We start from the raw sequence: 25,864 nt of genomic DNA on the forward strand, positions 1-25,864 counted from the left end.
ACCATGGCCCGCATCACCCTTCGCCAGCTTCTCGACCATGCCGCCGAGCACGGCTACGGGGTGCCGGCATTCAACATCAACAACATGGAACAGGGCCTCGCCATCATGGAGGCCGCCAGGGCCTGCGATGCGCCGGTCATCATCCAGGCCTCGCGCGGCGCCCGTTCCTATGCCAATGACATCATGCTGGCCAAGATGATGGAGGCTTTGACCGAAATCCATCCGGCCATTCCGCTATGCATCCATCAGGATCACGGCAACAACGAAGCCACCTGCCTGTCGGCGATCCGCCACGGCTTCACCTCGGTGATGATGGACGGGTCGCTGATGGCGGATGCCAAGACGCCGGCGAGCTACGATTACAACGTCGCCATCACCGAACGTGTCGCACGCATGGCGCATTGGGTCGGCGCTTCGGTCGAAGGCGAGCTTGGCGTGCTCGGCTCGCTGGAAACCGGCCAGGGCGAGGCCGAGGACGGGCACGGCGCCGAAGGTGTGCTTTCCCACGACCAGCTTTTGACCGATCCCGATCAGGCGGTCGACTTCGTGACCGCCACGCAGGTCGACGCGCTGGCGATCGCCTGCGGTACCTCGCACGGCGCCTACAAATTCAGCCGCAAGCCCGACGGCGGCATCCTGGCCATGCAGGTGATCGAGGCGATCCACGAAAAGCTGCCCAACACGCATCTGGTCATGCATGGGTCTTCCTCCGTGCCGCAGGAACTGCAGGACATCATCAACAACTATGGCGGCGAGATGCCCCAGACCTTTGGCGTCCCGGTCGAGGAAATCGAGCGCGGCATCCGCTACGGCGTGCGCAAGGTCAACATCGACACCGATTGCAGAATGGCCATGGCCGGACAGTTCCGCCGCGTCGCGACGGAGGACCCGCGCGAATTCGATCCGCGTAAATTCCTGAAACCCGCCACGGACGCCCTGCGCGACCTTTGCCGCGATCGCTTCGAACGCTTCGGCACCGCAGGCCACGCGTCGAAGATCAGGGTGATCGCCATGGATGAGATGGCGAAACGTTACGCCGCGGGAAAGCTCGACCCCCAAATCGCAACCGCGAAAGCCGCCTGAGCGGCAAACAGGAGACCTGCCATGAACAAGATCGACATGCCCTCAGCAGGCACGCTCAAGGAAGGCAAGGAACGCTACAGGTCGGGCGTCATCCCCTACAAGAACATGGGCTACTGGGAGCCGGACTACCGGCCCAAGGAGACCGACCTGATCGCCATGTTTCGGATCACGCCGCAGCCCGGCGTCGACCATGAGGAGGCGGCCGCGGCCATCGCCGGTGAATCCTCTACCGCGACATGGACCGTGGTGTGGACCGACAGGCTGACCGCCTGTGAGCTCTACCGCGCCAAGGCGTTCAAATCCGAGCCGGTGCCGAACACAGGTCCAGGCACCAGGATCGAGCAACAGTACTTCGCCTATATCGCCTACGACCTCGACCTGTTCGAGCCCGGCTCCATCGCCAACCTGACTGCATCGATCATCGGCAACGTGTTCGGCTTCAAGGCCGTCAAGGCCTTGCGGCTCGAGGACATGCGCATCCCGGTGGCTTACCTCAAGACCTTCCAAGGCCCGGCGACCGGCGTCGTGGTGGAACGCGAGCGGCTCGACAAGTTCGGCCGGCCGCTGCTCGGTGCAACGACGAAGCCGAAGCTTGGCCTGTCAGGCCGCAACTACGGCCGCGTCGTCTACGAGGCGCTGAAGGGTGGCCTCGACTTCGTCAAGGACGACGAGAACATCAACTCACAGCCCTTCATGCATTGGCGCGACCGTTTCCTCTACTGCATGGAGGCAGTGAACAAGGCGTCGGCCGCCACCGGCGAAGTCAAGGGCCATTATCTCAACGTCACCGCCGGCACGATGGAGGACATGTACGAGCGCGCCGAATTTGCAAAACAGCTTGGCTCCTGCATCGTCATGATCGACCTCGTCATTGGCTACACGGCGATCCAGTCGATGGCCAAGTGGGCACGCCGCAACGACATGATCCTGCACCTGCACCGCGCCGGCAACTCGACCTATTCGCGCCAGAAGAACCACGGCATGAATTTTCGCGTCATCTGCAAATGGATGCGGATGGCCGGCGTTGATCACATCCATGCCGGCACGGTGGTTGGCAAGCTGGAAGGCGACCCGCTTATGATCAGGGGGTTTTATGACACGCTGCGCGAGGAGCGCACGCCGCAGAACCTCGAAACCGGGCTGTTCTTCGATCAGGAGTGGGCGTCGCTCAACAAGGTGATGCCCGTCGCCTCGGGCGGCATCCATGCCGGCCAGATGCACCAGTTGATCCATTATCTCGGCGAGGACGTCATCCTGCAGTTCGGCGGCGGCACGATCGGCCATCCGGACGGCATCCAGGCCGGCGCGACGGCCAATCGCGTCGCGTTGGAGGCGATGATCCTCGCCCGCAACGAGGGCCGCGACTATCTGCGCGAAGGGACCAAGATCCTCGAACAGGCGGCCAGATGGTGCACGCCGCTGAAGGCGGCCCTGGAGACGTGGAAGGACGTCACCTTCAACTACGAATCGACCGACACGGCCGACTTTGTGCCAACCGCAACGCCGAGCTTCTAGACGAAAGGAACCGTCGCCATGATGACCAATCCGGGAAACAAGGTCACGCAGGGACAGTTTTCGTTCCTGCCCGAACTGACCGATGAGCAGATTTCGGCGCAGATCAAATACGCGCTGAAGAACCACTGGGCGGTCAGCGTCGAATACACCGACGATCCGCATCCGCGAAACACCTATTGGGAAATGTACGGCAACCCGATGTTCGACCTGAGGGACCCGGCGGGCATCCTGCTTGAAGTCAACAATTGCCGGAAAGCCATGCCCAACATGTATGTCCGGGTCACCGCCTTCGATTCGACCAAGGGCTGGGAAGCGCCGCGCATGTCATTCATCGTCAACCGGCCACCTAATGAACCCGGGTTCCGGCTGCTGCGCCAAGAGCGTGACGGCCGCAGCCAGGGCTATTCGATCGTGCCTTATGCGACCGACAGGCCCGAAGGCGAGCGGAGCTAGGCGACACCATGCTGGACGCGATAGCAAAGGGCGCTGCCGCGCAGGACGAATCGGTTGATCTGCAGGCCGAGTTCGAGGCATCCAGCATCGATGAGGTGATGGACAAGCTCGACCGCGAACTCGTTGGCCTGAAGCCCATCAAGACCCGCATCCGCGAGATCGCGGCGCTGCTCCTGGTCGACCGACTTCGCCGCAGGTTCGGCCTGACCTCGGGCGCGCCGACGCTCCACATGAACTTTACGGGCAATCCCGGCACCGGAAAAACCACCGTGGCGCTGAGAATGGCAGAAATCCTGCATCGTCTCGGCTATGTCCGCGAAGGCCACATGGTCGCGGTGACGCGCGACGATCTCGTCGGCCAGTATGTGGGCCACACCGCGCCCAAAACCCGCGACGTGATCAAGCGCGCCATGGGCGGGGTGCTTTTCATCGACGAGGCCTACTATCTCTACAAGCCCGAGAACGAACGCGACTACGGCCAGGAATCGATCGAAATCCTGCTGCAATGCATGGAAAACAACCGCGACGATCTGGTTGTGATTCTTGCCGGCTACAAGGACAAGATGGACCGCTTCTTCGACAGCAATCCCGGCATGCGCTCGCGCCTCGCCCATCACCTCGATTTTCCGGACTACGGCGTCAGCGAACTCAAATCCATCGCCGAGATCATGCTGGCGCAACAGAATTACCGTCTCAGCGAAGCGGCGGCTAAGGCGCTCGACGAGTATCTCCCGATCCGCATGCGGCTGCCGCATTTCTCCAACGCCCGCTCGGTCCGCAATAGCCTCGACCGGGCCCGGCTTCGCCAGGCCAGCCGGCTTTTCGCATCGCGCGACCGGGCGTTGACGAAAACCGACCTTATCACCATCGAGGAATCCGACATTCGCGGCAGCCGCGTATTCGCGGAAGGTAAGCTCGAAGGCGAACCGGAGACGAAGGTGCGCTGACAAGACGACGCCGGTTGTGTGTGCAGCGACCGGAAACGGACGACAGAATGGGAGCCGACGATCATGGATACCAAGACAATCATTGCGCCCTCGGTGCTATCTGCGGACTTCTCGCGGCTCGGCGACGAGGTGGAAGCGGTCGTCCGGGCGGGTGCCGATTGGATCCATCTCGATGTGATGGATGGCCATTTCGTGCCCAACATCACCTTCGGTCCGCCGGTGATCAAGGCGATCCGTAATCGAACGGACAAGGTCTTCGACTGCCACCTGATGATCGCGCCGGCCGACGCCTATCTCGGCGCCTTCGCCGATGCCGGCTGCGACATCATCACGGTGCATGCCGAGGCCGGACCGCATCTCGACCGTTCGCTGCAGGCAATCAGAAACCTCGGCAAGAAGGCCGGCGTTTCGCTGAACCCCTCGACGCCAGAAAGCGTCATCGAATATGTGCTCGACCGGCTCGATCTGGTGCTTCTGATGACGGTTAATCCGGGCTTCGGCGGCCAGGCCTTCATTGCGGCGGTCGTTGACAAGGTCAGGCGGGTCAAGGCCCTAGTCGGCCATCGTCCGATCGACATAGAGATCGACGGCGGCGTCACGCCCGAAACCGCTCCGCTGGTCACCGCGGCCGGCGCCAATGTGCTGGTCGCCGGCTCTGCCATCTTTAGGGGTGGCACCGAGGCTGCCTATCGCGCCAATATCGGCACCATCAGGCAGGCGGCCGACGGGGCGATCCGGAAAGCTGCATAATCGTCTCATCGGAGGGCAAATATGGCGGCAACCCCACCTGTCTGCGATTTCGGCTGGCGAGCCATCGACGCCGTTTTGCCCGGCGTCGACGGCAAATCGCATTCGATCTTCAGCCATGCCGGCCCGAACGGGCTGGTGCTGGCCTTCATCTGCAATCACTGCCCCTATGTGAAAGCGGTGATTTCGCGCATGGTGCGCGACGCCAACGACCTCAAGGCCGAAGGCATCGGCTTTGTCGCGATCAACTCAAACGATGCCGGGGCTTATCCGGATGATTCCTTCGACAATATGAAGCTCTTCGCCAGGACGAACGGCTTCACTTTCCCCTATCTCCACGATGAGCACCAGACGGTGGCGCGTGCCTACGGAGCCGTTTGCACCCCGGATTTCTTCGGGCTCAACAGCGAGTTGACGCTGCAATATCGCGGCCGGCTGGACGCGTCGCGACGCGACGCCGCATTGCCCGGGCTGAGGCGCGACCTGTTCGAGGCGATGAAGCAGGTTGCCCGAACCGGCGACGGACCGCTCGACCAGATCGCTTCGATCGGCTGTTCGATCAAGTGGAAGGATGCTGCATGAACGTCGGCGCAGGCAGGCCGTTTCGCTCGCCCAAGGCGATCCTGTTCGATCTGGACGGCACACTGGTCGATTCGGCGCCTGATATAGCGGCCGCCGTCAACGAATTGCTGGCCGACCGCGATCTGCCGCCGCTGCGGCTGGATCAGGTCAAGGCCATGATCGGCGGCGGCATCAGGAAACTGGTCGAACGAGCCTTCGCGGCTTCCGGCACGCCGCTCCTCGGTAGCACGCTCGATGAGGCCAACCGCGTCATGGCGCCGATCTATCGCAGGCATCTGACCGGCCGCACGAGGCTGATGCCTGGCGTCAGGGAGGTTCTCACGCACTTCCACTTGAGCGGAATAGCCATGGGCGTGGTGACCAACAAGCCGCAGTTGGCGGCTCGCGAAATCCTTTTGCATTTTGGGCTGACGGAATATCTCGGCGCGATCGTCGGCGGAGACGCGGTGACATACTTGAAACCGGCCCCAGACGCGCTGTTGCTGGCCCTCGACCAGCTTCAGGTCGAACCTCGTGACACGCTGATGGTCGGAGACAGCGGCGCCGACGTGGCCGCCGCACGTGCCGCCGGGATGGCAGTCATTCTGCTGCGTGGAGGATACAGCCAAATTCCCGTTGAAGAGCTTTGCGCCGACCTCGTTTGCGACAGCCTGTTCGATATCCCGTCCGCGATGCAGAGGCTGCAAGACGCTGCGTGACCTCGAGCGCAAAGCCCAGGGCAACGCCGGCCGGGCGCAGTCCAATTGGTCGGCGGTACCGCGTTATTTCGAGAATTGCTTCAGGTAGGCAATGACGTTGGCGATGTCCTCGTCTTTCTTGAGGCCGGAAAACGCCATCTTCGTTCCTTTGACCATCGCCTTGGGATCGTGAAGGTAGGTCGTCAGCGTGGCTTCGTCCCATTTAACGCCGGATTTTCCGGCCTCGGTCATGGCCTTGGAATAGCTGAACCCCGGATGCGTCCCGGCCGTTCGGCCGATGACACCGTTCAAGGACGGACCGACCTTGTTCTGGTCCTTGTCGGCGACGTGGCAGATCTTGCATTTGGCGAAGACCTTCTCACCCGCCGCGGCATCCTGTGCCTGAGACTGGGTAGTGACAAAGGTGGCGACGGACACGGCGGCGAAAAATGCGACTGCGCGCATGGCATTTCCTCATTGATCGTGTGAGTGCCCTGGACACTTTACGCGTGTCGATGCCTTGCCGGCATCCGTTTTTACGCGGGAGAGCGAACTATTCGTCCTTCCTCCCCGGACTGGCAGCACCTGCACGCCTCGAAAAGCTAGACTGCCGATGAAAGAAGTCAATCGTACAAAGGTCCTGTTTCGTTTCCCGACTGCGCGAAGGGAAGTGTGTAGCGACACGCAGTCCCACATCATTGACGCCTATTGGCCGAACGCGTAGCCTCACTCCAACCCGTTTCCTGTTTGGGCACCTTCAGGAAATCCGATGAAACTCCAAAGCACGAACTCTGGAGAGATCGCTGCACAGGCGACGATAGGTGCCAAATGGATATGGTCGATCTCATATTAACGGTGTGCCTGAGCACCAATCCGGGCAATTGCCGAGATGAACACCTCTATTTCGGGAGCCGCGGCTCTCTGTTCCAATGCATGTTCCTGGCGCCCGCCGAGATCGCAAAATGGTCTCAGGAACATCCAAGTCTCAAGGTCGTGCGCTGGAAATGTGCCGTTCCGAGCAAGGAACGAGCGATTTGATCGACATTCCTGGTTCGTCGACGACCCTGAAAGAGGAGACGCCATGATGATTTCGCGGCGCATGATGCTGCGCTTGGCCGCTGTGGGGGCCATCCTCGCCTCAAAGCCGTTTGCCGTCTTTGCGGCAGCCAAGGTCCGAATTGGTGTCCTGAAGTTCGGCACCGTGAGCTGGGAACTCGATACGCTGAAACGCCACAAGCTCGACGAGGCCAACAGGATCGATCTGGAAATTGTCTACTTCGCCGGGGAGGATGCGACCAACGTCGCGCTGCTGGCCGGCGCGATCGACATAATCGTGACCGACTGGCTGTGGGTCTCGCGCCAGCGCTCCGAGGGCGGCGACCTTACATTGGCCCCTTATTCGACCGCCGTGGGGGCAATCATGGTGAAGGAGGAATCGCCGATCCGGACGCTGGCCGACCTCAAGGAAAAGAAAATCGGTGTCGCCGGCGGCCCGCTCGACAAGAGCTGGCTACTGGTCCAGGCGTTGGCCAGACGCGATCACGGCCTCGACCTGCCGACAGCCTGCGACGTCGTCTTTGGTGCGCCGCCGCTGATTTCCGAAAAGGCGATGCAAGGCGAACTCGATGCCGTGCTCAATTTCTGGCATTTCTGCGCCCGGCTCGAGGCCAACGGCTTTCGTCGGCTGATCGGCGCGGATGACGCGACGAAAGCGCTTGGTGCCTCGGGCCCCGTATCGGCACTCGGTTATGTCTTCCATGACCAATGGGCGAACGACAATCCGGATGCCGCCCGGGGCTTCGTCAAGGCATCCATGCAGGCCAAGGACTTGCTGGGCAGGTCCGATGATGAATGGCTGCGCCTGGCGCCACTCATTCGCGCAGAAGGCAAGGAGTTGGAAAAACTGCGCGACCGCTATCGCCAGGGCATCCCAAGACGGCCGGTCGCCGAAGAAGCGGTCGATGCGGGTAAACTCTATCACGTGCTGGCCGCGATAGGCGGCGAGAAGCTGGTTGGCAGGGCGCCCGAGATGGCGCCCGGCACGTTCTGGGCGGAACTCGCGAAATGACCGCAACGGAAGACAAGTCGGGTCGATCCGGCTTTGCGTCGCCGCTAACGCCAGCGCTGACGGTAACGGTTTCCCTGCTCGGACTTTGCCTGTTGTGGGGCCTCGCGGCCCATCTGTGGCAAAGCCGTGCCTTCCCCTCACCAGGGCAGGTCTGGCAGGTGCTGCTCAGGGAAGCGGCGAGCGGCGACCTTTTTTATCATCTTGGCGCCACGCTCGGACGGGTTGCTGCGGCGTACGTCGTCGCAATGATTATCGGCTCCCTCATCGGCGTCATCCTCGGGAGCTACCGCGGTGCGGACCGGTTCTTCAGTCCGTGGGTGGTCCTGTTTCTCAACATTCCCGCGCTGGTGGTCATCGCGCTCGCCTATATCTGGTTCGGCCTCAACGAGGCGGCGGCGATTGGCGCAGTTGCCGTCAACAAGATCCCGAACGTCGTGGTGACAATGCGCGAAGGCGCGAGGGCGTTTGATCCGCGTTATGCCGAAATGGCCGCCGTCTACCGCTTCGCCCCGCTCGAGCGCATCCGCCATGTCCTGCTGCCGCAACTGCAGCCCTATTTTGCTGCGGCCTCGCGGTCCGGCATCGCCCTCATATGGAAGATCGTCCTGGTGGTCGAACTGCTCGGCCGCTCCAATGGCGTCGGCTTCCAGATCTATCTTTATTTCCAGCTCTTCGACGTCGCCGCCATTCTTGCCTACACGCTGGCTTTCGTGGCGGTGATGCTTGTCATCGAACTTCTCCTGGTGCAGCCCATTGAACGACATGCAACCCGTTGGCGCCGCCGTCCCGCTTAGGGTCGACATCGCCGAAAAGACCTTCAGGTCGGCGCAAGGCGTGTCGATCACGGCACTCGAGGGTCTGTCCTTCGAGGTGCGGCAGGGCGAATTCGCTTGCCTGTTTGGGCCGTCGGGCTGCGGCAAGACCACGACGTTGCGCATCCTGCTTGGACTGGACAAAGACTTTTCTGGCTCTTTCCAGCTGCCGCAAGGCGGCTCGAACCGCATCGCCGCCGTGTTCCAGGAGCCTACTTTGCTGCCATGGCGGACGGTGGAGCAGAATGTCAGGCTGGCGCTGCCGAAAAGCCTAAGAGCGAACAGTCTCGACGAGCTGTTTGACACTCTCGGCCTCGCCGGCATGCGCTCGCTCTATCCGGCGGAGCTTTCGCTCGGCCTTGCGCGCAGGGCAGCGCTTGCCAGGGCCTTCGCCACCGAACCGGCGGTGCTTTTCCTGGACGAACCCTTTGCCTCCCTCGACGAACAGACCGCCGAGCGACTTCGGCAATTGCTTTTGACCGTGTGGTCGGCGCGGCCCAGGACTGCCTTGATGGTAACGCACAATCTGCGCGAGGCACTGATGCTGTCGGACCGCATCATCGTGCTTGCGCAGCGCCCAGCCCACGTGCTCGGCATGTTCGACGTAAGAGTGCCGCGACAGCATCGCAATCCACTGGTGATGAGCGACCTTTTGCGATCATTCCAGCAAGAATTTCCGGGCGTGGGCTGATCGCCTTGCCGTTCGGAATGCATATCGGAAAAGACATGTCGATCGACAGGGTACGACGCAAGCTCGTGAACGGCTTCGCCTGTACCGCGGCCAGCGCCGCGATGCTGTCGGGCGGGCCGCCTTCGCCCCTGCCGACAGCCTTCAAGGTCAGGAAAGTCGCCGACAACGTCTTTGTTTTTCCAGGGCGTGGATGAATTGATGAGCGCCGCCAACCAGGGCGCGATCTCGAACCTGGGCGTCGTCGTCGGGACTGACGCCGTTGCCGTCATCGACAGCGGCGGCAGCCCGATCGAGGCGCACGCCTTTACCGCCGCGGTCGGGAAAATAACCGCCAAGCCGGTTCGCTACCTGATCAACACTCACGCGCACCCAGACCACGTCTTTGGCAACGCTGCGTTTCGGGAGATCGGCGCGACCATCGTCGGCCATCACAATCTGCCGCGCGCTCCCGAGGCGCGCGGCGCGTTCTGCCTGCAAAGCTTTCGCGAACAGATCGGCGGCGCGCTCATGAAAGGGATCGAGACCGTGTCTCCGACAATGCTGGTCAAGGATCGCCTGCATCTCGACCTCGGAGAACGCACGCTCGAAGCAGGCATGGAAGGCGGCTCACACCGCCAATGATTTGACCATTTTCGACAGCGCGACCGGTACGCTGTTTGCCGGCGATCTCGTGTTCGTAGGTTCCTTGCCGACGCTCGACGGATCACTGCTCGGCTGGCTCCGCCAGATGGACGCGCTCGCCGCGATCGCCGCCGCGCGCGCCGTGCCGAGTCTCGGCCCGGCGCCGGCGGCTGGCCGGAGGCGCTGACGGCGGAGCGGCGCTATTTCGACATCCTGCCGCGCGATATTCGAAAGGCGATCGCGGAAGGGTTGCCGCTCAGCGAGGCCATCAAGACCGCCGGCCAAAGCGAACGCGGCAATTGGCATCTGTTCGACGACTACAACGAGTGCAACGCGACAGCGGCTTATGCCGAGCTCGAATGGGAATAAGCGACAACGACAATGCTGGGGGTCGCCGTTCGCAAATTGACCGGCCGTCGTCTGCTGCGCTACGATCGCTTCGACGCGCGTTCCGTCGCGGGCTACTTGTGCCCGCCGGGCGAGCCAGGCTACCGTCCGCTTGCCGTGTCTGTGGTGCGACTAAGACAGGTCGCGGAGGCCGTCGAGTTCGCGGGGCTGATGGGTTTCCGCTCCGGCGCCATTTCAACAAGGATTAGGTCGAACATAGGAGGTCGGATGAAGGTCGCGACTGAGCAGGAGTGGCAGGCTGCCCGCAAGGAGCTGCTGGCGGCCGAGCAGGAGCTGGCGGCGCACGAACGGCGCGTGACTGAGCAACGGCGAGAGTTGCCCTGGGTGCCGGTCGAGAAGCACTACGCCTTCGCCACCGAGGAAGGGCCAAAGTCCTTGCCGCAGCTGTTCGATGGCCGCTCGCAGCTCCTCATTTATCACCTAATGTACGGAGAGGACTGGAAGACGGCGTGCCCGGGGTGCGCCTCGGTCGGCGATGGGCTGGGCGGCATGATCACGCACGTGAACGGCCGCGACGTGACACTCATCGCGATGTCGCTGGCGCCGCTGGAGAAGCTGATGGCAACTAAGACACAGCGCGGGTGGACGATGCCCTACGTGTCGGGCTACGGCGACGACTTCCTGTTCGACTACGGCTTCGCATTCCGCCGGGAGGAGATGTCCGGAATCGCCCGCGACGAGTTCGACATGGGGCAGCTGCTCCGCGAGGCCCCGCAATGGCTGCAGGATTACCGGGACGATGTGGGTGCGCCGGACCTCCAGTCGGCCGTGTCGGTGAGCGCAGGGTGGAGCGTCTTCGCGATGGAGGACGGAGCGGTCTACAACACCTACCGCCGCTATCCGCCGCTGGTCGGGCCGCCGTACGCGCCATTGCTCGAGTTCGTGCCAAAGCGGTGACACCCGGTATTTCATTCCCGCGCACTTCATCCACGAACTGTCGATCTCTCAAGGCGATCAGCCGATTCTCTCGATGGAGGGCGGAATATCTATCTCGGAGGATCCCAATTTCCGGTTCGCTTTCACCGCGCACGGCAAAGGCGAAATCCGTGTCGAGGCGACACGGATGGCAAGGTATTTCGCGGCCATTGGCCGATAGAAACGGCGAGACTGTGAGGCGCACCGGCCACGCGTGCCTGTTCCGCCTGACTAAAAGCAACGTACGTCGGCTTCAGCCTGCGCGCGTTTCAGTTCCGTGCGCGCCGCCTTCGCTGGCGCGCTTTCGCGAAACAACCCTGCCGCCTCCCCTGTCGTCAACGACATGCTTTTGAAGGTCTCCGCCCTCTCATAGTGATCGTAAGGAAGGATCGAGGCGATAACGTCGATCGAGCAGGAACAGCTTTCAAGCGCCTGGCGTGTCTGGCCATTTGTTTGCATGCAGCCGAGCACGTAGTCGGCAATCGTTGCCGTCGGGTAGTCTCCCGCGGCGTTGGCCGAGTTCGCAAAGGCCAGCGTGGTCGCAAAGGCCACCGGCAGGGTGAGAGATCCAACAGACCTTATCATGGGGAACCTCCAGTTTTGGCCCGGACACCATGCATCCAGAAGGGATCATCGCTCCAATTGGCGACGTGCCGCAAAGCCCGTCAAGCTCCAATGGCCTGCGTATAGGACCAAAGGAGGAATGCCCTATCGACCGACAAGAGCCAGCTTCATGACCCGCTGCGCACCCTCCCTCACGCGTTCATTTCATGCTTCGCTCACTATCCGGCAACCAGCGAGACGCACGCATACTTACTCGGAGGCGCCCCGTAGAATATATCGAAATAAAGTCAAATGTGTATCACCTCGAGAATACGGGAACAATATGGTTGCTATATACATCGCGGCTGTGCGGTCACCTCTTTTTAGTTCTTGAAACGGTGCTTATTTTAATTGTTTCTAAATATTGCGGTGCAGCATATCGATATTGCAGCGCAACGATCCATTGTAGGTTTTTGCTTGCCTGGTCTTTTACGATGACATAGTTTTTTCTTGTTTCCGGCTTCAAGAGCGCCACCGTTATCAGGGAGCGGCGGCAGTCTTTCGAAGACCAAGGGGGGCGGGCGGTAACGGTGCCCTCTGCTTCGGGGTAGGTCGTGACAGCTGCCGGAAAATAACTTCCCAACATGAATTGCTTGGGCAAGCCCTTGTGGGGCTTGACGGTCGATTCTTCACTGTGAACCCGGGAGGATTTTGGATGCGTGTACTTGCGAAAACTACTTACATTCTGACGACCGCGGCGTTTTTATCGCTCGGCGCTGCCTATACGGCTTCGGCCAATGAAGACCTTATAAAGCTCGCATCGGATGCGAAGAACTGGGCGATGCAGACGGGTGACTACGCCAACACCCGCTATTCCAAACTCAACCAGATCACTGCCGACAATGTGAAGAACCTGCAGGTCAAATGGAGCTTTTCCACCGGCGTGCTGCGCGGTCACGAAGGCGGGCCGCTGGTCATCGGCGATGTGATGTATGTCCACACGCCTTTCCCAAACAACGTCTATGCTCTGGACCTCAAGAACGACGGCAAGATCCTGTGGAAATACGAGCCCAAGCAGGACTCGAACGTCATTCCGATCATGTGCTGCGACACGGTCAATCGTGGTGTTGCCTATGGTGACGGCAAGATCATTCTCAACCAGGCCGACACCACCGTCGTCGCGCTCGATGCCAAGACCGGCAAGGTCGTCTGGTCTGTCAAGAACGGCGACCAGACCGACGGCGGAAAGGGCGAATCCGGCACGTCGGCACCCGTAGTCATCAAGGACAAGGTGCTCGTGGGCGTCTCCGGTGCTGAATTCGGTGTTCGCGGCTGGCTGGCCGCCTACAATCTGAAAGACGGCAAGCTCGCCTGGAAAGCCTATTCGGAAGGTCCTGATGCAGACACCCTTCTCGATCCCGAGAAGACGACCCATCTCGGCAAGCCTGTCGGAAAGGATTCCGGCACGAACACCTGGGAAGGCGAACAGTGGAAGACGGGCGGCGGCACGACATGGGGATGGTATTCCTATGATCCCAAGCTGAACCTGGTCTATTACGGCACCGGCAATCCCTCGACGTGGAACCCGGTCCAGCGCCCAGGTGACAACCGCTGGTCTATGACAATCATGGCTCGCGATGCGGACACTGGTGTTGCCAAATGGCTCTACCAAATGACCCCGCATGATGAGTGGGACTATGACGGCATCAACGAGATGATTCTCGTCGATGGCATGGAGGTCAACGGAGCCAAGCACGACGTGCTGGTGCATTTCGACCGCAACGGCTTTGCCTACACAATGGATCGCGCCACCGGCGAACTTCTCGTCGCCAAAAAATACGATCCGGCAGTGAACTGGGCGACGGAAGTCAACATGGATCCCAAGAGCGACCAGTATGGCCGCCCGCAGGTCGTCGCCAAGTATTCGACCCAGCAGAACGGCGAAGACACCAACTCGACCGGTATCTGCCCGGCCGCGCTTGGAACCAAGGACCAGCAGCCGGCCGCCTACTCGCCGAAGACCGGATTGTTCTACGTGCCGACCAACCATGTCTGCATGGACTATGAGCCTTACAAAGTGAGCTACACCGCCGGTCAGCCCTATGTAGGCGCCACCGTGTCGATGTATGCGGCGCCTGGCGGTGACGGGAACATGGGCAACTTCATTGCCTGGGATGCAGCCAAGGGTGAGATCGTCTGGTCGAAGCCCGAGCAGTTCTCGGTGTGGTCGGGCGCATTGGCGACAGATGGCGACGTCGTCTTCTACGGTACCCTCGAAGGCTACATCAAGGCGGTCGATAAGGACGGCAAGGAGCTCTACAAGTTCAAGACCCCATCCGGCATCATCGGCAACATCACAACCTACGAGCATGACGGCAAGCAGTACATCGCCGTTCTGTCCGGCGTCGGTGGATGGGCCGGTATCGGTCTGGCAGGCGGGCTGCTTTCGCCCGATAACGCCGCCGCCTGGCATGGCGCCGTTGATCAGGGCCGTGCGCAGGGCGATCAGGCCGCGGTCGTTGGAACCGCTGGTCTGGGTGCCGTCGGCGGTTATGCGGCACTTGCCGACTATACGACGCTGGGCGGCCAGCTCACCGTCTTCGGCCTCCCGGACTGATTAACGGGAAGAGCCTAACGACTAGGTTCGAAAACGAGAGCCCGGGCCCCCGAAGCCGGGAACCGGGCTCTCGATTGCGCCGCGCACCCAACTCCGATCAATGCCGCTGCACGACGGCAGCCAGGGTTTCTGGCAAACGAAGGAAGAGTCTGAATGATCGTTCGCATTGCAGTTTCCGCTCTCGCCCTGGTCCTGCTGCCTCTGGCCAGCTCAAGTCTGGTACGGGCCGAAGACAGCATGGAGAAAGCCAAGGCGGTGAAGCAAGAAGGAGGCAAATATTTAGATGCGGACGGAAATCCGACCTACAAGATCGAAAACGGAACCGTCGATTGGTACACCTTCAGCGGGTACCGCCGGTATCACTCAGATTGCCATGTCTGTCACGGACAGGACGCCACAGGTTCGAGCTATGCGCCTGCTCTGGCCAACAGCCTGAAGAACATGGATTACGCCACGTTCCTGTCGATCGTCGCCGAGGGCCGCAAGAATGTCGGCGGCGGCAAGGAGAATGTCATGCCTGCCTTTGGCGACAACAAGAACGTCTATTGTTACCTGGACGATCTCTACGTCTATCTGCGCGCGCGCGCCGATGGCGCGGCACCCCGCGGCAGGCCGCCCAAGCACGAAAACAAGGCCCAGGCAGCCAAGGATGCCGAAGCATCCTGCATGGGTGGATGATATGACCGGCTGCACTGCATCGAAGCTGCGCGTCGTTCTGTCGATCCTCGGCGCGCTCGCCTTGCTGCCGTCGAACGTTCTGGCACAAAATGCCGGGCTTGGCGCTGCGGGCGAACTGGTTGATCCCGACATTCTGCGCGTCTGCGCCGATCCCTCGAACATGCCCTTTACCGACAAGAACGGCCAAGGCTTCGAAAACAAGCTGGCCGAACTGGTTGCCAAGAAGACCGGGCGAAAATCAGTCGCTTACACGTGGTTTCCCACTGTCACCGGCTTTGTGCGCAACACGCTTGGGGCCAACCGATGCGACATCATCATGGGCTACGCCCAGGGTGATGAACTGGTGCAGAACACCAATGCCTACTACCGCTCCGCCTATGTGCTCGTCTACCCGAAAGGCAACGGCATGGAAGGCGTCGAGACGATCGAAGACCCGAAACTTTCCGGCAAGAGAATCGGCGTCGTCGAAAGCACGCCGCCAACCGCCAACATGGCCGCCAACAAGCTTCTGCGGACCGCCAAGATCTACCCGCTGGCGGTGGATACGCGCGTCACCCCTTCCATGGGGGAGGTCATGATCAAGGACATGCTCGCCGGCAAGATCGACGCGGCGGTCCTGTGGGGCCCGATGGCGGGCTACTATGCCAGGGAACTCGGAGCCGACGTCACGATCGTTCCGCTGCTGAAAGAAAAAACCGGCTCGCGCATGTCTTATCGCATCACCATGGGCGTACGCCCGTCCGACCAGGAATGGAAGCGGACGCTCAACCGGGTAATCAGGGAAAACCAGGCGGAGATCATCAAGATCCTGCTCAGCTACAACGTGCCGCTGATCGACGAGCATGACAATCCGATCACACAATAGTTGGGACGGGCCCGGCAGAGGCCAGAAATGTGGCAGGCGATGAGAGGAAAGGAAGCGGTTTTGCTGCTCATGATGGGCCTCCTGGGCATTACGGAGCCGGCATGGGCAGGCGGGGTTGACGAGCCCGCTGGCTACCGGCCGGACGAATACCGGGCACCCGTGCCGGACATGCTGCAGGGTGCGACAGTGGTGACCACGGAAGAGGCGGAAGCGCTGTGGCGAGGGAAAAAGGCCGTCTTCTTCGACGTGATGCCGAACACGCCGAAGCCGACCACTCTGCCGGCTGGAACGATATGGAGAGACAAGGTCAGAAAGGACATTCCAGGCAGCATATGGCTGGCCAACGCGGGATACGGCGCTATTTCGGAAGAGACCGCCAGCTACTTTCGCCAAGGCCTCGCAGCCGCGGCCACCGACAAATCGCGCGCGATTCTGTTCTATTGCATGACGAATTGCTGGATGTCGTGGAATGCCGCGAAACGGGCAGTCGAGTGGGGCTACAGTTCAGTGATCTGGCATCCGCTCGGCGCGGATGGCTGGGTACGTGCAAGTCTTCCGCTGGAGGAGAAGAAACCCTACGCGATGAACAATTGAAGAAAGAGACCACAGCTACTTTCGATTTCATTTTTTGACTTTTTAAAACCTATTGATTCATTTGTCCATTTTGAAACCTGATGGACGAGCCATTGCTTCGGTGCCCTGCAGTGGTTGACTAACGACAGCATCGGCCCTTCGGGCTGGTAGAAGAGGAGAAATGTTATGAAGAAGAGCTGGACAAAACCGACCATGTGCCAGGTTGCTGCGGGCTTTGAAATTTCGCGGTATCTGCCTGCTGAAATTACTCCCAAGAAGTAGGCCGCAGAGGTGCGTGTCCCTGGCAACAGGGGCACGCATCCCCTTGCCGCATGGGATTTTCGTGAAAGAGTTTGAGGCGCGCAAAGCGGGCGAGCTGTTTTTTGCGGCTGCAAATTGGCTGCTGGTCAGCGAAGCCGCGGGGCGGGCGTTTTCATGCGCTTGAGAATCATCGGATCGGCTGCCGGCGGTGGCTTTCCGCAATGGAACTGCAATTATCGTCTGAGCCGTGCGGCTCGCACCGGGGTAGCTGGCGTGCATCCACGAACCCAATCGAGTGTCGCCGTGTCGGCGGATGGACTTGGCTGGGTTCTGTTCAACGCCTCGCCCGACCTTCGCCAGCAGATCGCGGCGACGCCTGAATTGCAGCCTGCGCATGATGCGCCGCTGCGCTCCACGCCTATTCGCGCGGTGGTGCTGACCAATGCCGATGTCGATCATGTCGCCGGCCTGCTCAGCCTGCGTGAGCGGCAGCCTTTCGCTATCTATGCAACGACACAGGTTCTGGCGACGCTGGAGGCGAATTCGATTTTCAATGTCCTCGATCCGGCGCTCGTGCCGCGACGCATCTTGCCGCCGGCGAAAGAGCTGGCGATCTGCGATGCAGACGGCCACGACACCGGCGTAGCTGTCGAGAGCTTTCCCGTGCCCGGGAAAATAGCCCTATATCTCGAAGAAAAAGGCCAGCCGGATGCCAATTTCAGCTCCGATGCCGGCGACACGATCGGGGTCCGTATCGCCAGTGCCGGCAGTCGCGGCTCCGTATTCTACATCCCCGGCTGCGCCCGCATCGATGCGACCCTGCGCACGCGTCTAACCGATGCCGCATGTCTTCTGTTCGACGGCACGGTCTTCACCGACGACGAGATGATTGCTGCCGGCGTCGGCCAAAAGACCGGTGCGCGCATGGGGCATCTGGCAATGTCGGGAGGTGCGGGGTCGATCGCCGGCTTGGCCGATGTGAGGATCGGCCGCCGTGTCTTTGTCCACATCAACAACACCAATCCTGTTCTGGACGAGAATTCTGCCGAGCATGCAGCAGTCGAAGCGGCTGGCTGGGAAGTGGCCTGCGACGGGATGGAGATGGAACTGTGAGTGATTTCCACGACGCGGCCAAGAAAGGCCTGTCCTCCAGCGAGCTCGAAGCCGTGCTGCGGCAGGTCGGTGCCGAGCGCTATCACAACCGCCATCCTTTCCATCACAGGATGACCAGCGGTGCGCTGTCGAGGACCGAGATGCAGGCCTGGGCGCTGAACCGCTATTGCTATCAGGCTGTCATTCCGCGCAAGGACGCCATGATACTCGCTCATGCCGAGGATCCGGCGTTTCGCGCCGCCTGGCGCAAACGCATCGAGGATCATGACGGCGAGGACGGCTGGAGCGGCGGTATTGCGCGCTGGTTGCACCTGGCGACCTCGCTCGGTCTCGATGCCGACGCAGTGAAGAGCGAGAGGCTGGCCCTGCCGACGACACGTTTTGCGGTTGGCGCTTACCTCTCCTTTTGCACGAACCGGACCCTGCTGGAGGCCGTCGCGTCGTCGCTGACCGAGATGTTCTCGCCGCTCATCATCGGCGAGCGGGTACCCGCGATGCTGGCCAGATACGATTATATCACCGAGGACACGCTGGCCTATTTCAGCCGACGGCCCGAACAGGCCTCACGCGACGCCGACTTCGCGCTCGCCTATGTGCTCGAACATGCCGACACGGCGGAACGCCAGCAGCAGGTGATCGATGCACTGGTGTTCAAATGCGATATACTCTGGGCCATGCTCGACGCGCTTCAACACGCCTATGGCGAGCCGGGCAATATCCCGCCCGGCGCCTTCCGTCCGGAGGCAGCCCAATGATGGCACTGCGCGAAAGAGCCATGGTGTCGCCGCAGTCGGTTCCATCGCTGCCGAGGCACGTGCGCATACAGTATGACCCCGTGCGCCAGGCGTTCGCCGTGCTTTCGCCCGAAAAGGTGTTCTGGCCAAACGACATCAGCCTCGACATATTGCGCCGCTGCGATGGGCGGTCCACGGTCGGCCACATCATTGCCGGCCTTGCCGCAGATTATGATGCCGAACAGGAGGCTGTGGCGGCCGACGTCGTCGCCTTCCTGCAGGAATGGTCGGACAAGCTGCTGGTGAAGCTATGAACGAGCCCCATCTCCCCCCGATCGGCATGCTGGCGGAACTGACGCATCGCTGCCCGCTGCAATGCCCCTATTGCTCCAATCCGCTCGAATTACTGAAAGCCAATCGCGAACTCGACACGCAGAGCTGGCTCGACCTGTTCTCGCAGGCGGCCGACCTTGGCGTTCTCCAGGTGCATCTTTCCGGCGGTGAACCGACGCTGCGTCGCGATCTCGAGCAATTGATCGCCGGGCTTTCGGCGCGCGGCGTCTACACCAACCTGATCACCGCCGGCGTCGGCATTGCGGATGGCCGCATCGAGGCATTTGCCGAAGCCGGGCTCGACCATCTGCAACTGAGCTTTCAAGGCGCACGGCCGGCGACCACCGAGCGCATCGGCAACCACAGGGGCAGCCATGAAAAGAAGCTGGAAACGGCACGCCGCGCTCGCGCGGCCGGCTTGCCGCTTACCATCAACGCGCCGATCCATCGCCACAATATCGAGGAGGTACCGGAATTCATCGATCTGGCCCTTTCGCTGGGTGCGGAGCGTCTCGAGATCGCCAACGTGCAGTACGCCGGCTGGGCGCTGACCAATCGCGATCAACTGATGCCCGAGCGTGCTGCCGTCGACCGCCAGGCGGAGATCGTCGCGGCGGCGCGCGAACGGCTCACCGGCATCATGAACATCGACTTCGTTACGCCGGATTATTTCGCCATCTATCCCAAGCCGTGCATGGGCGGCTGGGCGCGCGACGCCTTCATGGTGACGCCGGACGGCACCGTGCTGCCATGCCATGCCGCCCAGACCATACCGTCGCTCGGCTTCGAGCGTTTTGGATCACGCACCCTGGCCGCGATCTGGACCGATTCCCCGGCATTTAATGCATTTCGAGGCACGGACTGGATGCAGGAGCCCTGCCGCAACTGTGAGCGGCGCGAGATCGACTGGGGCGGCTGTCGCTGCCAGGCGATGGCAATCGCCGGCGATGCCGCCGCGACGGACCCGGCTTGCGCTAAATCGCCGATCCATGCGCGCATGGCAATGCTGATCGAGGAAGCCCAGCGCGCTGCGACGGTTCCTTCGAAGGACGAACCATTCGTCTACCGGCGTATCGGCGTCGTCACCGAGCCCGCCTGACTGCCGATCTATTCCTCTGTCCTTAGGCTCGTGAAAGCCGTTCGGCATGCCACGTCATATGGTCATGCATGAAGGTCGAAATGAAAAAATAGGAGTGATCGTATTCGTCCTGCATCCGCAATTTCAACGGAATGCCTGCCTTGGAGCAGGCGTCTTCGAGCAGCCAAGGCCTGAGGCCCTCCTGGAGGAAACCGTCTGACGTTCCCTGATCGACCAGGAATTCCGGGAAACGGTTTCCATCCTCAATAAGCGAAGTGGCATCGTAGCGCCGCCACGAGGCCTCATCCAGGCCGAGATACTTTTCGAAAGCCGGCTTCGACCAGCCGGCTGTGCTTGGCTGCACGATCGGCGCAAACGCCGAGCAACTTCTGAAACGCGCGGGATTTTTCAGTGCGATCGTCAGCGCGCCATGCCCGCCCATCGAATGGCCGAAGATCGACTGGCGTGCCATATCGGCGGGAAATTCGCGCCCGATCACGGCGGGCAGCTCCTCGACGATATAGGAATACATGCGATAGTTCTTAGCATACGGCTCTTGCGTCGCGTCGAGGTAGAAACCGGCGCCGCTGCCGAACTGCCAATTGTCCTTTTCATCCGGAATGTCGGCACGACGCGGGCTGGTATCGGGACAGACAACGATCAAGCCAAGGTCGGCGGCAATACGTCTGTATTCGCCTTTTTCCATTACATTGGCATGGGTGCAGGTGAGCCCGGAGAGGTACCACACCACCGGGCAACGGCTTTCCCGTGCCTGCGGAGGCACGAAAATGGCAAACGTCATTTCGCACGAGCAGCTCGTCGAGAGATGAGAGTAAACATGCTGGGCGCCGCCATGCGACTTGGCAGTAGAGACGAGTTTCGGGTGCTCTGGCATATATTCTTCTCCACCAATTTTAACCGCCGATCGTAGGCTCTACGACATCGAGGGCGATCGCGGCAACCTTGGTGGACCGGCTGGCGCGCAGGGTTCTTGATCGCAGTCGGGGATGACCTGCCTTGGCCGACCGTTTTGGCAACGAGACGCCATTCGCTGGCGCTGCGTTGCCCAACGTCTTTCGCAACCGTACGGGCCCAGGCCGGGCGCCCGTTGGCGATGCTGGCTACAGCAAGGACGCAGTGCGCAGGGGATCGGCGATGCCTTCCGGGACACCGAACTCTGCGCAAATGCACTTGCCATGGTTTCAGCGGCGACAGCCGCTTCGACGCGGCTCTGGCGGACTATCGGCGACAGCGCGACAACACTCGCTGCCGATGCAAGAGTTCACCTGCCAACTCGCAGCGATGCCCCGTTGAGATGCAGCAACATCGGAGGGGCACCCAACGCATGACACCAACGTTCCGATTTAGCCACCCCTGTGAGCCGACGGCTATTCCCCACGGTCGAAAGCAACGGACAGGCCCAGGGCAGTTGCTGCCTCGACGATCGCCTCGGTTAGCTCTTCGTCGGATGCGACGAGATGAGGGGCAGCTTGTCGCGCGGCGTTTAATGTCGCTGTGATCGAGATGGTGTCACCACGGTCCTCCCTATTGAGGACTGCGGCGATTGCTTGCTCTACTACCGGACTGACCCTCTGCACCTTACTCATCCAACCCTCCCCGTATGCGGCCCAGGGCGATGGTAGTCTCTCCACGGTTGTATTCAATTCGTTGTACGAAACGTACAGATCGCCTGGACCGTGACGGCCAAACATCTCTAATTGCGACGGCATTCTGGATCGACCAAGGGCCTCGACCGGGTTTCTCAGCAGATTGCCCGCACGCTGCGGAGCCATGACAATTGCCGGGTTCGTATGTGAGCCCGGTCCAGGAGCTGGGCTCGGCCGACGGGCGCGCTCTGCACTTGGCGAAGATGTCGCCTAGAAATAGCCGAGGATGGATTTGACCTCGAGATACTCCAACATGCCCTCGATCCCATATTCGCGTCCGTTTCCAGACTGCTTGAAACCGCCAAACGGGGCGTGCGGATCCCAGGCCGGGTAGTTGATATGCACCTGACCGGAGCGGATCCGCGAGGCCACGTCCCTGACGGCGTCCATATCCTCGCCCTGCACATGGGCCCCCAGACCGTAGACCGTGTCGTTGGCGATGGTGACGGCCTCCTCGATTGTGTCGTAGGGGATGATGCAGAGAACGGGCCCGAAGACCTCTTCCTGGGCAATACGCATGCTCGTATGTACGTCGGAAAAGATGGTCGGCTTCACATAGAACCCGACTTTCAGATCGTGCGCACGGCCCGGTCCGCCGGTGAGGAGCCTGGCGCCCTCGGAAATGCCGACGCCGATCATGGCTTGGATGCGGTCGAATTGGGCACGGTTTGCGATTGCACCATGAGTTGTGGCTTCGCAAAGCGGATCGCCAATGACGATCTGGGCTGCGGCCCTTTTGCCGATTTCCTCGATCTCGGAGAGCAGTGCGCGTGGCGCGATCATGCGCGTCGGTGCGCTGCATGACTGGCCGAGATTGCGGAACGCTGCGGCTACGCCCAGAGAAACGGCGCGATCGAGATCTGCGTCCGGCAGGATCACGTTCGGCGACTTGCCGCCGAGCTCCTGCGCGACACGCTTGACCGTGGTCGCTGCCGCCTGGGCCACCGCAATGCCCGCGCGGGTGGACCCGGTAATGGAGATCATGTCGACATCCGGATGGGAGGCGAGACCCATACCCACGCCTGGACCATCGCCTTGCAGGAGGTTGAAAACCCCGGCAGGGAAGCCGGCTTCCTCAATCGCTTCGGCGAACAGCAGGGCGTCCAGCGGAGAAAGCTCACTCGGCTTCAGCACGATCGTGCAGCCTGCAGCGAGCGCCGGCGAAACCTTGGCGGTGATCTGGTAAAGTGGCCAGTTCCACGGGGTGATCAAGGCGCAGACACCGATCGGTTCGTGGGTGACGGCGGTTTGCCCCCGCTGCTTGACGAAGGGAAAGGTTGTCAGCACATCGCGAGCGACCTTAACATGCGTGATCGCCAGCGGCACCTGGGCGCTACGCGCATAGCCGATCGCCGCGCCCATTTCGAGGCTCAGGCATTGAGCCAGCAGTTCGCCGCGCGCCTCGAGCAGCGCTTGCAGGCGATCGAGCAGACCCGCGCGATCTTCTGGCGTGGTCCGGCTCCAGGTGGCGAATGCCCGGCGAGCCGCTACAACGGCCGCGTCAACGTCCTCGTCATTTCCAAGCGGAAACTGGCTCACAACCTCTTCTGTGGCGGGGTTGACGACGACGCCTGTCGCGGTGCCGCTCGGCTCAACCCATTGACTGTCGATGAAGAACTTGTGCAGGTGGCCGTTGCGGGCCAGGTGTTCGAAGGGCGTCATCACCCTACAAGGTCCTTCATGCGGTAATAGGCGCCGAGAATCGGCAGGAACCAGGGGCGCCCGAAATAACCGGGGATCGCTGGCCAGTCGAAATCCTTCCAGGGATTGAGCTCGGGGTGCCCGTCCATGACGTCGGCCATGATGGTGCCCATCAACGTCGACATCTGGGTCCCGTGTCCGCTATAGCCCATAGAGTAATAGATGCCATCGCGCTCTCCGGCGCGCGGCAGGCGATCGCGTGTCATATCGACCATGCCGCCCCAGCAGTAGTCGATGCGGGTGCCGGTCAGTTCCGGAAAGACCTCGACCATCGCCGCCTTGAGTATCCGGCCGCTTTTTTCGTCGGATTGAGGGTTGGACACGGCAAAGCGCGCCCTCCCGCCGAACAGAAGGCGATTGTCCGGCGTGAGCCGCCAGTAGACAACGAGGTTGCGCGTATCGACGACATTGCGACGGGTCGGCATGAGACGCTCGATCTGCGCAGGCGACAGCGGTTGCGTCACGATGAGGAAGGCACCGACCGGCACGATGCGGCGGCGGATCCATCTCAGCGGACCGACCTGGGAAATGCCGCTCGCCAACAGGACCTGCCGCGCGACGATCTTGCCCTTTGGCGTCGTTACCTCATGCCCGCCTGAAACCTTGCGCATCGCCATGACGGGCGAGCGTTCATGGACCTCGGCGCCACGCCGAGCAGCGGCGGTCGCGAGGCCACGGACGAACCGGCCGACATGCATGCCTGCGCTCTTGGGAAAGAGCAGCCCGCCATGGTAGCGGTTGGTGCCGACTTCGGTTCGCAGGTCCTCGCGCGCGATCATCCTGGTGTCGGGGTCGACATTGGCAGCCAGCAGTTCCTGGCTGCGCGCCAGCATGTCGTAGTGCTCGGGCTTGGCAGCAAGCTTGAGCTTGCCTACGCGGGAGAAGCTGCAGTCGATCTTTTCTTCCTGCACCAACCGCTCAACCATATCGACGCCGGCGTCGAAAGCCTTGTAGAGTGCATTTGCAGCCGGCTTGCCGTGCTTGCCAGCCATGATTGCATAGTTCTGGGCAAAGCCGTTGTTGCACATACCGCCATTGCGGCCGGACGCGGCGTTGCCGATCGTTTCGGCCTCCAATAGGGCAACCCGGGCGCCCTTTTTGGCAAGGGCCAGCGCGGCGGAGGAGCCGGTCAGGCCGCCGCCCACGATCGCCACGTCGTAGTGGCCTTCGAGCGGTTTGGACGACCCTTCATTGAACGGCTGAGCCGTATCCAGCCAGTATGAGGTAAGCTTCATTTTGACCACCAATGCTGACTTGAGTGGGGCAACATCCCAGGCGTAATTGCGCGCGCTACCATCCGCGCATCCGCTCCCAACGCGCTTCAATCTTGGGGCTGTCCCCATTGACGACGCTGTAGAAGTCATGCTGGGCGGCCATCGCGCACGCATGGTTGGGCAGAATCCGGACCCGAGACCCGAGCGGCAGCTCGGGCATGGACTTTCCAGAGCCGGCACGAATGGCGAGGATACCGTGTTCCTGGCTGGCCTGGGCAACGATCACATCTTCAAGCACCCGCCCCTTTTCGTCGCAGACCACGCCGTAGCCCTGGTCGATCTGCTGGTTTGCGGTTCCCCGGTCGCGCGAAAGCGCCATCCACCCTGCGTCGACCAGCACCCATCCCTTTTTCGGCTTGGACCCGATCACCGTGGCCAACACGGAAATCGCGACGGCGTCGATGGCACAGACCCCGACGCCGTGCTGGACGAGGTCGAAGAACATGTAGACGCCAGCGCGCAGCTCCGTGACCCCATCAAGATTACTGGCGAAATGCGCTGTCGGCGTCGAACCGAGGCTGATGATCGGGCAGGCATGGCCGTGAGCGCGCAAAGTTTCCGCCGCGCGCAAGCTGGCCGAACGCTCGTTCTCGGCTGCTTTGACCAGCGCATCGGGCGTGCTCAAGGCATAGGACTCGCCCGCATGGGCGAGGACGCCGACGAGATTAGCGCCCTTCTCGACGACCCTGTTGGCCACCTCGAGCAGTTTGGGATCGTCCGGCTTCAAGCCACCGCGATGGTCATCGCAGTCCAGTTCGATGAAAACAGATGGCGTCATACCGGTGGCTTCGCGGACGTGGGGCCCGGCCGGCGGCCCGGCCCCCGCAAACGGCACCCAACAAACAAAAACACCCGGGCGGGGCCCACACACCCAAGACCGCCGGCGCGCACCCCCGGGGCGAACAGAC

32 protein-coding genes are annotated in these 25,864 nt (G+C 61.6%); 24 read left to right on the forward strand and 8 right to left on the reverse strand.

What is annotated here, in order from left to right; genetic code table 11:
- Positions 1–3 precede the first annotated feature (3 nt).
- The 7 genes from fba (at position 4) to gph (ending at position 6,025) form a co-directional block, all read left to right on the forward strand.
- A complete protein-coding gene (gene fba / locus NKG60_RS26770) occupies positions 4–1,083 on the forward strand; it encodes a class II fructose-bisphosphate aldolase (protein ID WP_352868614.1) in 1,080 nt (359 codons plus the stop codon).
- Between the two features lie 36 nt (positions 1,084–1,119).
- The gene (locus NKG60_RS26775; protein WP_352665803.1) at positions 1,120–2,598 is read left to right on the forward strand and encodes a ribulose-bisphosphate carboxylase large subunit; all 1,479 of its coding nucleotides are present in this window, start codon (positions 1,120–1,122) and stop codon (positions 2,596–2,598) included.
- 18 nt (positions 2,599–2,616) lie between these two features.
- The gene (locus NKG60_RS26780) at positions 2,617–3,051 is read left to right on the forward strand and encodes a ribulose bisphosphate carboxylase small subunit (protein WP_023678835.1); all 435 of its coding nucleotides are present in this window, start codon (positions 2,617–2,619) and stop codon (positions 3,049–3,051) included.
- An 8-nt stretch (positions 3,052–3,059) separates the two neighbouring features.
- A complete protein-coding gene (cbbX, locus tag NKG60_RS26785) occupies positions 3,060–3,998 on the forward strand; it encodes a CbbX protein (protein WP_352665679.1) in 939 nt (312 codons plus the stop codon).
- Positions 3,999–4,061: 63 nt separating this feature from the next.
- Complete coding sequence (rpe, locus tag NKG60_RS26790) at positions 4,062–4,748, forward strand: ribulose-phosphate 3-epimerase (RefSeq protein ID WP_352665680.1); 687 nt, start codon at positions 4,062–4,064, stop codon at positions 4,746–4,748.
- A 21-nt stretch (positions 4,749–4,769) separates the two neighbouring features.
- Positions 4,770–5,327 carry a thioredoxin family protein gene (locus NKG60_RS26795; protein ID WP_352665681.1) on the forward strand — a complete coding sequence of 186 codons (558 nt, stop codon included), beginning with the start codon at positions 4,770–4,772 and terminating at the stop codon, positions 5,325–5,327.
- A complete protein-coding gene (gene gph, locus NKG60_RS26800; protein ID WP_352665682.1) occupies positions 5,324–6,025 on the forward strand; it encodes a phosphoglycolate phosphatase in 702 nt (233 codons plus the stop codon). Before NKG60_RS26795 ends, gph begins: the two co-directional genes overlap by 4 nt.
- A 63-nt stretch (positions 6,026–6,088) precedes the next feature.
- On the opposite strand, the gene NKG60_RS26805 is transcribed toward gph, so the two are convergent.
- The gene (locus NKG60_RS26805) at positions 6,089–6,469 is read right to left on the reverse strand and encodes a c-type cytochrome (protein WP_352665683.1); all 381 of its coding nucleotides are present in this window, start codon (positions 6,467–6,469) and stop codon (positions 6,089–6,091) included.
- Positions 6,470–6,832: 363 nt separating this feature from the next.
- On the opposite strand from NKG60_RS26805, the gene NKG60_RS26810 reads away from it, so the two are divergent.
- From NKG60_RS26810 to NKG60_RS26850, 9 genes are all read left to right on the forward strand, one after another.
- Positions 6,833–7,042: a hypothetical protein gene (locus NKG60_RS26810; RefSeq protein ID WP_352665684.1), complete on the forward strand. Its 210-nt coding sequence runs from the start codon at positions 6,833–6,835 to the stop codon at positions 7,040–7,042.
- A 43-nt stretch (positions 7,043–7,085) separates the two neighbouring features.
- Complete coding sequence (locus NKG60_RS26815; RefSeq protein WP_352665685.1) at positions 7,086–8,072, forward strand: ABC transporter substrate-binding protein; 987 nt, start codon at positions 7,086–7,088, stop codon at positions 8,070–8,072.
- Positions 8,069–8,866 carry an ABC transporter permease gene (locus NKG60_RS26820; RefSeq protein ID WP_352976017.1) on the forward strand — a complete coding sequence of 266 codons (798 nt, stop codon included), beginning with the start codon at positions 8,069–8,071 and terminating at the stop codon, positions 8,864–8,866. Before NKG60_RS26815 ends, NKG60_RS26820 begins: the two co-directional genes overlap by 4 nt.
- Positions 8,835–9,575 (forward strand): ABC transporter ATP-binding protein, encoded by a 741-nt coding sequence (locus NKG60_RS26825; protein ID WP_352976026.1) that lies wholly within the window; start codon positions 8,835–8,837, stop codon positions 9,573–9,575. The genes NKG60_RS26820 and NKG60_RS26825 overlap by 32 nt, the downstream gene beginning before the upstream one ends.
- Before the next feature lie 35 nt (positions 9,576–9,610).
- Positions 9,611–9,769: a hypothetical protein gene (locus tag NKG60_RS26830; RefSeq protein WP_352665688.1), complete on the forward strand. Its 159-nt coding sequence runs from the start codon at positions 9,611–9,613 to the stop codon at positions 9,767–9,769.
- Between the two features lie 4 nt (positions 9,770–9,773).
- On the forward strand, positions 9,774–10,196 hold the full coding sequence (locus NKG60_RS26835) for an MBL fold metallo-hydrolase (protein ID WP_352665689.1): 423 nt from the start codon (positions 9,774–9,776) through the stop codon (positions 10,194–10,196).
- A 1-nt stretch (position 10,197) separates the two neighbouring features.
- Positions 10,198–10,383: an MBL fold metallo-hydrolase gene (locus tag NKG60_RS26840; protein ID WP_352665690.1), complete on the forward strand. Its 186-nt coding sequence runs from the start codon at positions 10,198–10,200 to the stop codon at positions 10,381–10,383.
- 194 nt (positions 10,384–10,577) lie between these two features.
- Positions 10,578–11,501: a DUF899 family protein gene (locus NKG60_RS26845; protein WP_352665691.1), complete on the forward strand. Its 924-nt coding sequence runs from the start codon at positions 10,578–10,580 to the stop codon at positions 11,499–11,501.
- A 43-nt stretch (positions 11,502–11,544) separates the two neighbouring features.
- Positions 11,545–11,700: a thiosulfate oxidation carrier complex protein SoxZ gene (locus NKG60_RS26850; RefSeq protein WP_352665804.1), complete on the forward strand. Its 156-nt coding sequence runs from the start codon at positions 11,545–11,547 to the stop codon at positions 11,698–11,700.
- Between the two features lie 50 nt (positions 11,701–11,750).
- Here NKG60_RS26850 and NKG60_RS26855 read toward each other — a convergent pair whose 3' ends face one another.
- Together NKG60_RS26855 and NKG60_RS26860 are read right to left on the reverse strand one after the other, a co-directional pair.
- Complete coding sequence (locus tag NKG60_RS26855; RefSeq protein ID WP_352665692.1) at positions 11,751–12,104, reverse strand: hypothetical protein; 354 nt, start codon at positions 12,102–12,104, stop codon at positions 11,751–11,753.
- Positions 12,105–12,435: 331 nt separating this feature from the next.
- Entirely contained in the window at positions 12,436–12,708 is a 273-nt protein-coding gene (locus NKG60_RS26860; protein ID WP_352976019.1) for a hypothetical protein, read from the reverse strand.
- Positions 12,709–12,777: 69 nt separating this feature from the next.
- Between NKG60_RS26860 and NKG60_RS26865 the strand changes: the two genes are divergently transcribed.
- From NKG60_RS26865 to pqqE, 8 genes are all read left to right on the forward strand, one after another.
- Positions 12,778–14,679 (forward strand): methanol/ethanol family PQQ-dependent dehydrogenase, encoded by a 1,902-nt coding sequence (locus NKG60_RS26865; protein ID WP_352665693.1) that lies wholly within the window; start codon positions 12,778–12,780, stop codon positions 14,677–14,679.
- A 153-nt stretch (positions 14,680–14,832) separates the two neighbouring features.
- On the forward strand, positions 14,833–15,357 hold the full coding sequence (locus tag NKG60_RS26870; protein WP_023678824.1) for a c-type cytochrome, methanol metabolism-related: 525 nt from the start codon (positions 14,833–14,835) through the stop codon (positions 15,355–15,357).
- Between the two features lies 1 nt (position 15,358).
- Positions 15,359–16,222, forward strand: a complete 864-nt coding sequence (locus NKG60_RS26875) for a substrate-binding domain-containing protein (RefSeq protein WP_352665694.1) — start codon at positions 15,359–15,361, stop codon at positions 16,220–16,222.
- Between the two features lie 27 nt (positions 16,223–16,249).
- Positions 16,250–16,816 (forward strand): PQQ-dependent catabolism-associated CXXCW motif protein, encoded by a 567-nt coding sequence (locus tag NKG60_RS26880; protein WP_352868626.1) that lies wholly within the window; start codon positions 16,250–16,252, stop codon positions 16,814–16,816.
- 414 nt (positions 16,817–17,230) lie between these two features.
- Entirely contained in the window at positions 17,231–18,169 is a 939-nt protein-coding gene (gene pqqB / locus NKG60_RS26885; RefSeq protein ID WP_352665696.1) for a pyrroloquinoline quinone biosynthesis protein PqqB, read from the forward strand.
- Entirely contained in the window at positions 18,166–18,924 is a 759-nt protein-coding gene (pqqC, locus tag NKG60_RS26890; RefSeq protein ID WP_352665697.1) for a pyrroloquinoline-quinone synthase PqqC, read from the forward strand. Before pqqB ends, pqqC begins: the two co-directional genes overlap by 4 nt.
- Positions 18,921–19,217: a pyrroloquinoline quinone biosynthesis peptide chaperone PqqD gene (gene pqqD, locus NKG60_RS26895; protein ID WP_352665698.1), complete on the forward strand. Its 297-nt coding sequence runs from the start codon at positions 18,921–18,923 to the stop codon at positions 19,215–19,217. The genes pqqC and pqqD overlap by 4 nt, the downstream gene beginning before the upstream one ends.
- Positions 19,214–20,335, forward strand: coding sequence for a pyrroloquinoline quinone biosynthesis protein PqqE (gene pqqE / locus NKG60_RS26900; protein WP_352665699.1), 1,122 nt, complete (start codon positions 19,214–19,216; stop codon positions 20,333–20,335). The genes pqqD and pqqE overlap by 4 nt, the downstream gene beginning before the upstream one ends.
- 22 nt (positions 20,336–20,357) lie before the next feature.
- Here the strand turns inward: pqqE and fghA are convergent, their stop codons facing one another.
- The 5 genes from fghA to NKG60_RS26925 form a co-directional block, all read right to left on the reverse strand.
- Complete coding sequence (gene fghA / locus NKG60_RS26905) at positions 20,358–21,209, reverse strand: S-formylglutathione hydrolase (RefSeq protein WP_352665700.1); 852 nt, start codon at positions 21,207–21,209, stop codon at positions 20,358–20,360.
- A gap of 493 nt (positions 21,210–21,702) precedes the next feature.
- Positions 21,703–21,921, reverse strand: a complete 219-nt coding sequence (locus tag NKG60_RS26910; RefSeq protein WP_352665701.1) for a hypothetical protein — start codon at positions 21,919–21,921, stop codon at positions 21,703–21,705.
- A 270-nt stretch (positions 21,922–22,191) separates the two neighbouring features.
- A complete protein-coding gene (locus NKG60_RS26915) occupies positions 22,192–23,646 on the reverse strand; it encodes an aldehyde dehydrogenase family protein (protein WP_352976022.1) in 1,455 nt (484 codons plus the stop codon).
- Positions 23,643–24,917, reverse strand: coding sequence for an NAD(P)/FAD-dependent oxidoreductase (locus NKG60_RS26920; RefSeq protein ID WP_352665704.1), 1,275 nt, complete (start codon positions 24,915–24,917; stop codon positions 23,643–23,645). Before NKG60_RS26920 ends, NKG60_RS26915 begins: the two co-directional genes overlap by 4 nt.
- Before the next feature lie 55 nt (positions 24,918–24,972).
- Positions 24,973–25,734: an alanine racemase gene (locus tag NKG60_RS26925; RefSeq protein WP_502912337.1), complete on the reverse strand. Its 762-nt coding sequence runs from the start codon at positions 25,732–25,734 to the stop codon at positions 24,973–24,975.
- Between the last annotated feature and the right edge of the window lie 130 nt (positions 25,735–25,864).

The organism is Mesorhizobium sp. M1428, from assembly GCF_040317515.1.
Classification (GTDB): Bacteria; Pseudomonadota; Alphaproteobacteria; order Rhizobiales; family Rhizobiaceae; genus Mesorhizobium.

Excerpts from the sequence above, each read along its gene's own strand:
- fba (WP_352868614.1), top strand. The coding sequence starts at position 4 with ATGGCCCGCATCACCCTTCGCCAGCTTCTCGACCATGCCGCCGAGCAC.
- NKG60_RS26775 (WP_352665803.1), top strand. The coding sequence starts at position 1,120 with ATGCCCTCAGCAGGCACGCTCAAGGAAGGCAAGGAACGCTACAGGTCG.
- NKG60_RS26780 (WP_023678835.1), top strand. The coding sequence starts at position 2,617 with ATGATGACCAATCCGGGAAACAAGGTCACGCAGGGACAGTTTTCGTTC.
- cbbX (WP_352665679.1), top strand. The coding sequence starts at position 3,060 with ATGCTGGACGCGATAGCAAAGGGCGCTGCCGCGCAGGACGAATCGGTT.
- rpe (WP_352665680.1), top strand. The coding sequence starts at position 4,062 with ATGGATACCAAGACAATCATTGCGCCCTCGGTGCTATCTGCGGACTTC.
- NKG60_RS26795 (WP_352665681.1), top strand. The coding sequence starts at position 4,770 with ATGGCGGCAACCCCACCTGTCTGCGATTTCGGCTGGCGAGCCATCGAC.
- gph (WP_352665682.1), top strand. The coding sequence starts at position 5,324 with ATGAACGTCGGCGCAGGCAGGCCGTTTCGCTCGCCCAAGGCGATCCTG.
- NKG60_RS26805 (WP_352665683.1), bottom strand. The coding sequence starts at position 6,469 with ATGCGCGCAGTCGCATTTTTCGCCGCCGTGTCCGTCGCCACCTTTGTC.
- NKG60_RS26810 (WP_352665684.1), top strand. The coding sequence starts at position 6,833 with ATGGATATGGTCGATCTCATATTAACGGTGTGCCTGAGCACCAATCCG.
- NKG60_RS26815 (WP_352665685.1), top strand. The coding sequence starts at position 7,086 with ATGATGATTTCGCGGCGCATGATGCTGCGCTTGGCCGCTGTGGGGGCC.
- NKG60_RS26820 (WP_352976017.1), top strand. The coding sequence starts at position 8,069 with ATGACCGCAACGGAAGACAAGTCGGGTCGATCCGGCTTTGCGTCGCCG.
- NKG60_RS26825 (WP_352976026.1), top strand. The coding sequence starts at position 8,835 with ATGCAACCCGTTGGCGCCGCCGTCCCGCTTAGGGTCGACATCGCCGAA.
- NKG60_RS26830 (WP_352665688.1), top strand. The coding sequence starts at position 9,611 with ATGTCGATCGACAGGGTACGACGCAAGCTCGTGAACGGCTTCGCCTGT.
- NKG60_RS26835 (WP_352665689.1), top strand. The coding sequence starts at position 9,774 with ATGAGCGCCGCCAACCAGGGCGCGATCTCGAACCTGGGCGTCGTCGTC.
- NKG60_RS26845 (WP_352665691.1), top strand. The coding sequence starts at position 10,578 with ATGCTGGGGGTCGCCGTTCGCAAATTGACCGGCCGTCGTCTGCTGCGC.
- NKG60_RS26855 (WP_352665692.1), bottom strand. The coding sequence starts at position 12,104 with ATGATAAGGTCTGTTGGATCTCTCACCCTGCCGGTGGCCTTTGCGACC.
- NKG60_RS26860 (WP_352976019.1), bottom strand. The coding sequence starts at position 12,708 with ATGTTGGGAAGTTATTTTCCGGCAGCTGTCACGACCTACCCCGAAGCA.
- NKG60_RS26865 (WP_352665693.1), top strand. The coding sequence starts at position 12,778 with ATGCGTGTACTTGCGAAAACTACTTACATTCTGACGACCGCGGCGTTT.
- NKG60_RS26870 (WP_023678824.1), top strand. The coding sequence starts at position 14,833 with ATGATCGTTCGCATTGCAGTTTCCGCTCTCGCCCTGGTCCTGCTGCCT.
- NKG60_RS26875 (WP_352665694.1), top strand. The coding sequence starts at position 15,359 with ATGACCGGCTGCACTGCATCGAAGCTGCGCGTCGTTCTGTCGATCCTC.
- NKG60_RS26880 (WP_352868626.1), top strand. The coding sequence starts at position 16,250 with ATGTGGCAGGCGATGAGAGGAAAGGAAGCGGTTTTGCTGCTCATGATG.
- pqqB (WP_352665696.1), top strand. The coding sequence starts at position 17,231 with ATGCGCTTGAGAATCATCGGATCGGCTGCCGGCGGTGGCTTTCCGCAA.
- pqqD (WP_352665698.1), top strand. The coding sequence starts at position 18,921 with ATGATGGCACTGCGCGAAAGAGCCATGGTGTCGCCGCAGTCGGTTCCA.
- pqqE (WP_352665699.1), top strand. The coding sequence starts at position 19,214 with ATGAACGAGCCCCATCTCCCCCCGATCGGCATGCTGGCGGAACTGACG.
- fghA (WP_352665700.1), bottom strand. The coding sequence starts at position 21,209 with ATGCCAGAGCACCCGAAACTCGTCTCTACTGCCAAGTCGCATGGCGGC.
- NKG60_RS26910 (WP_352665701.1), bottom strand. The coding sequence starts at position 21,921 with ATGAGTAAGGTGCAGAGGGTCAGTCCGGTAGTAGAGCAAGCAATCGCC.
- NKG60_RS26920 (WP_352665704.1), bottom strand. The coding sequence starts at position 24,917 with ATGAAGCTTACCTCATACTGGCTGGATACGGCTCAGCCGTTCAATGAA.
- NKG60_RS26925 (WP_502912337.1), bottom strand. The coding sequence starts at position 25,734 with ATGACGCCATCTGTTTTCATCGAACTGGACTGCGATGACCATCGCGGT.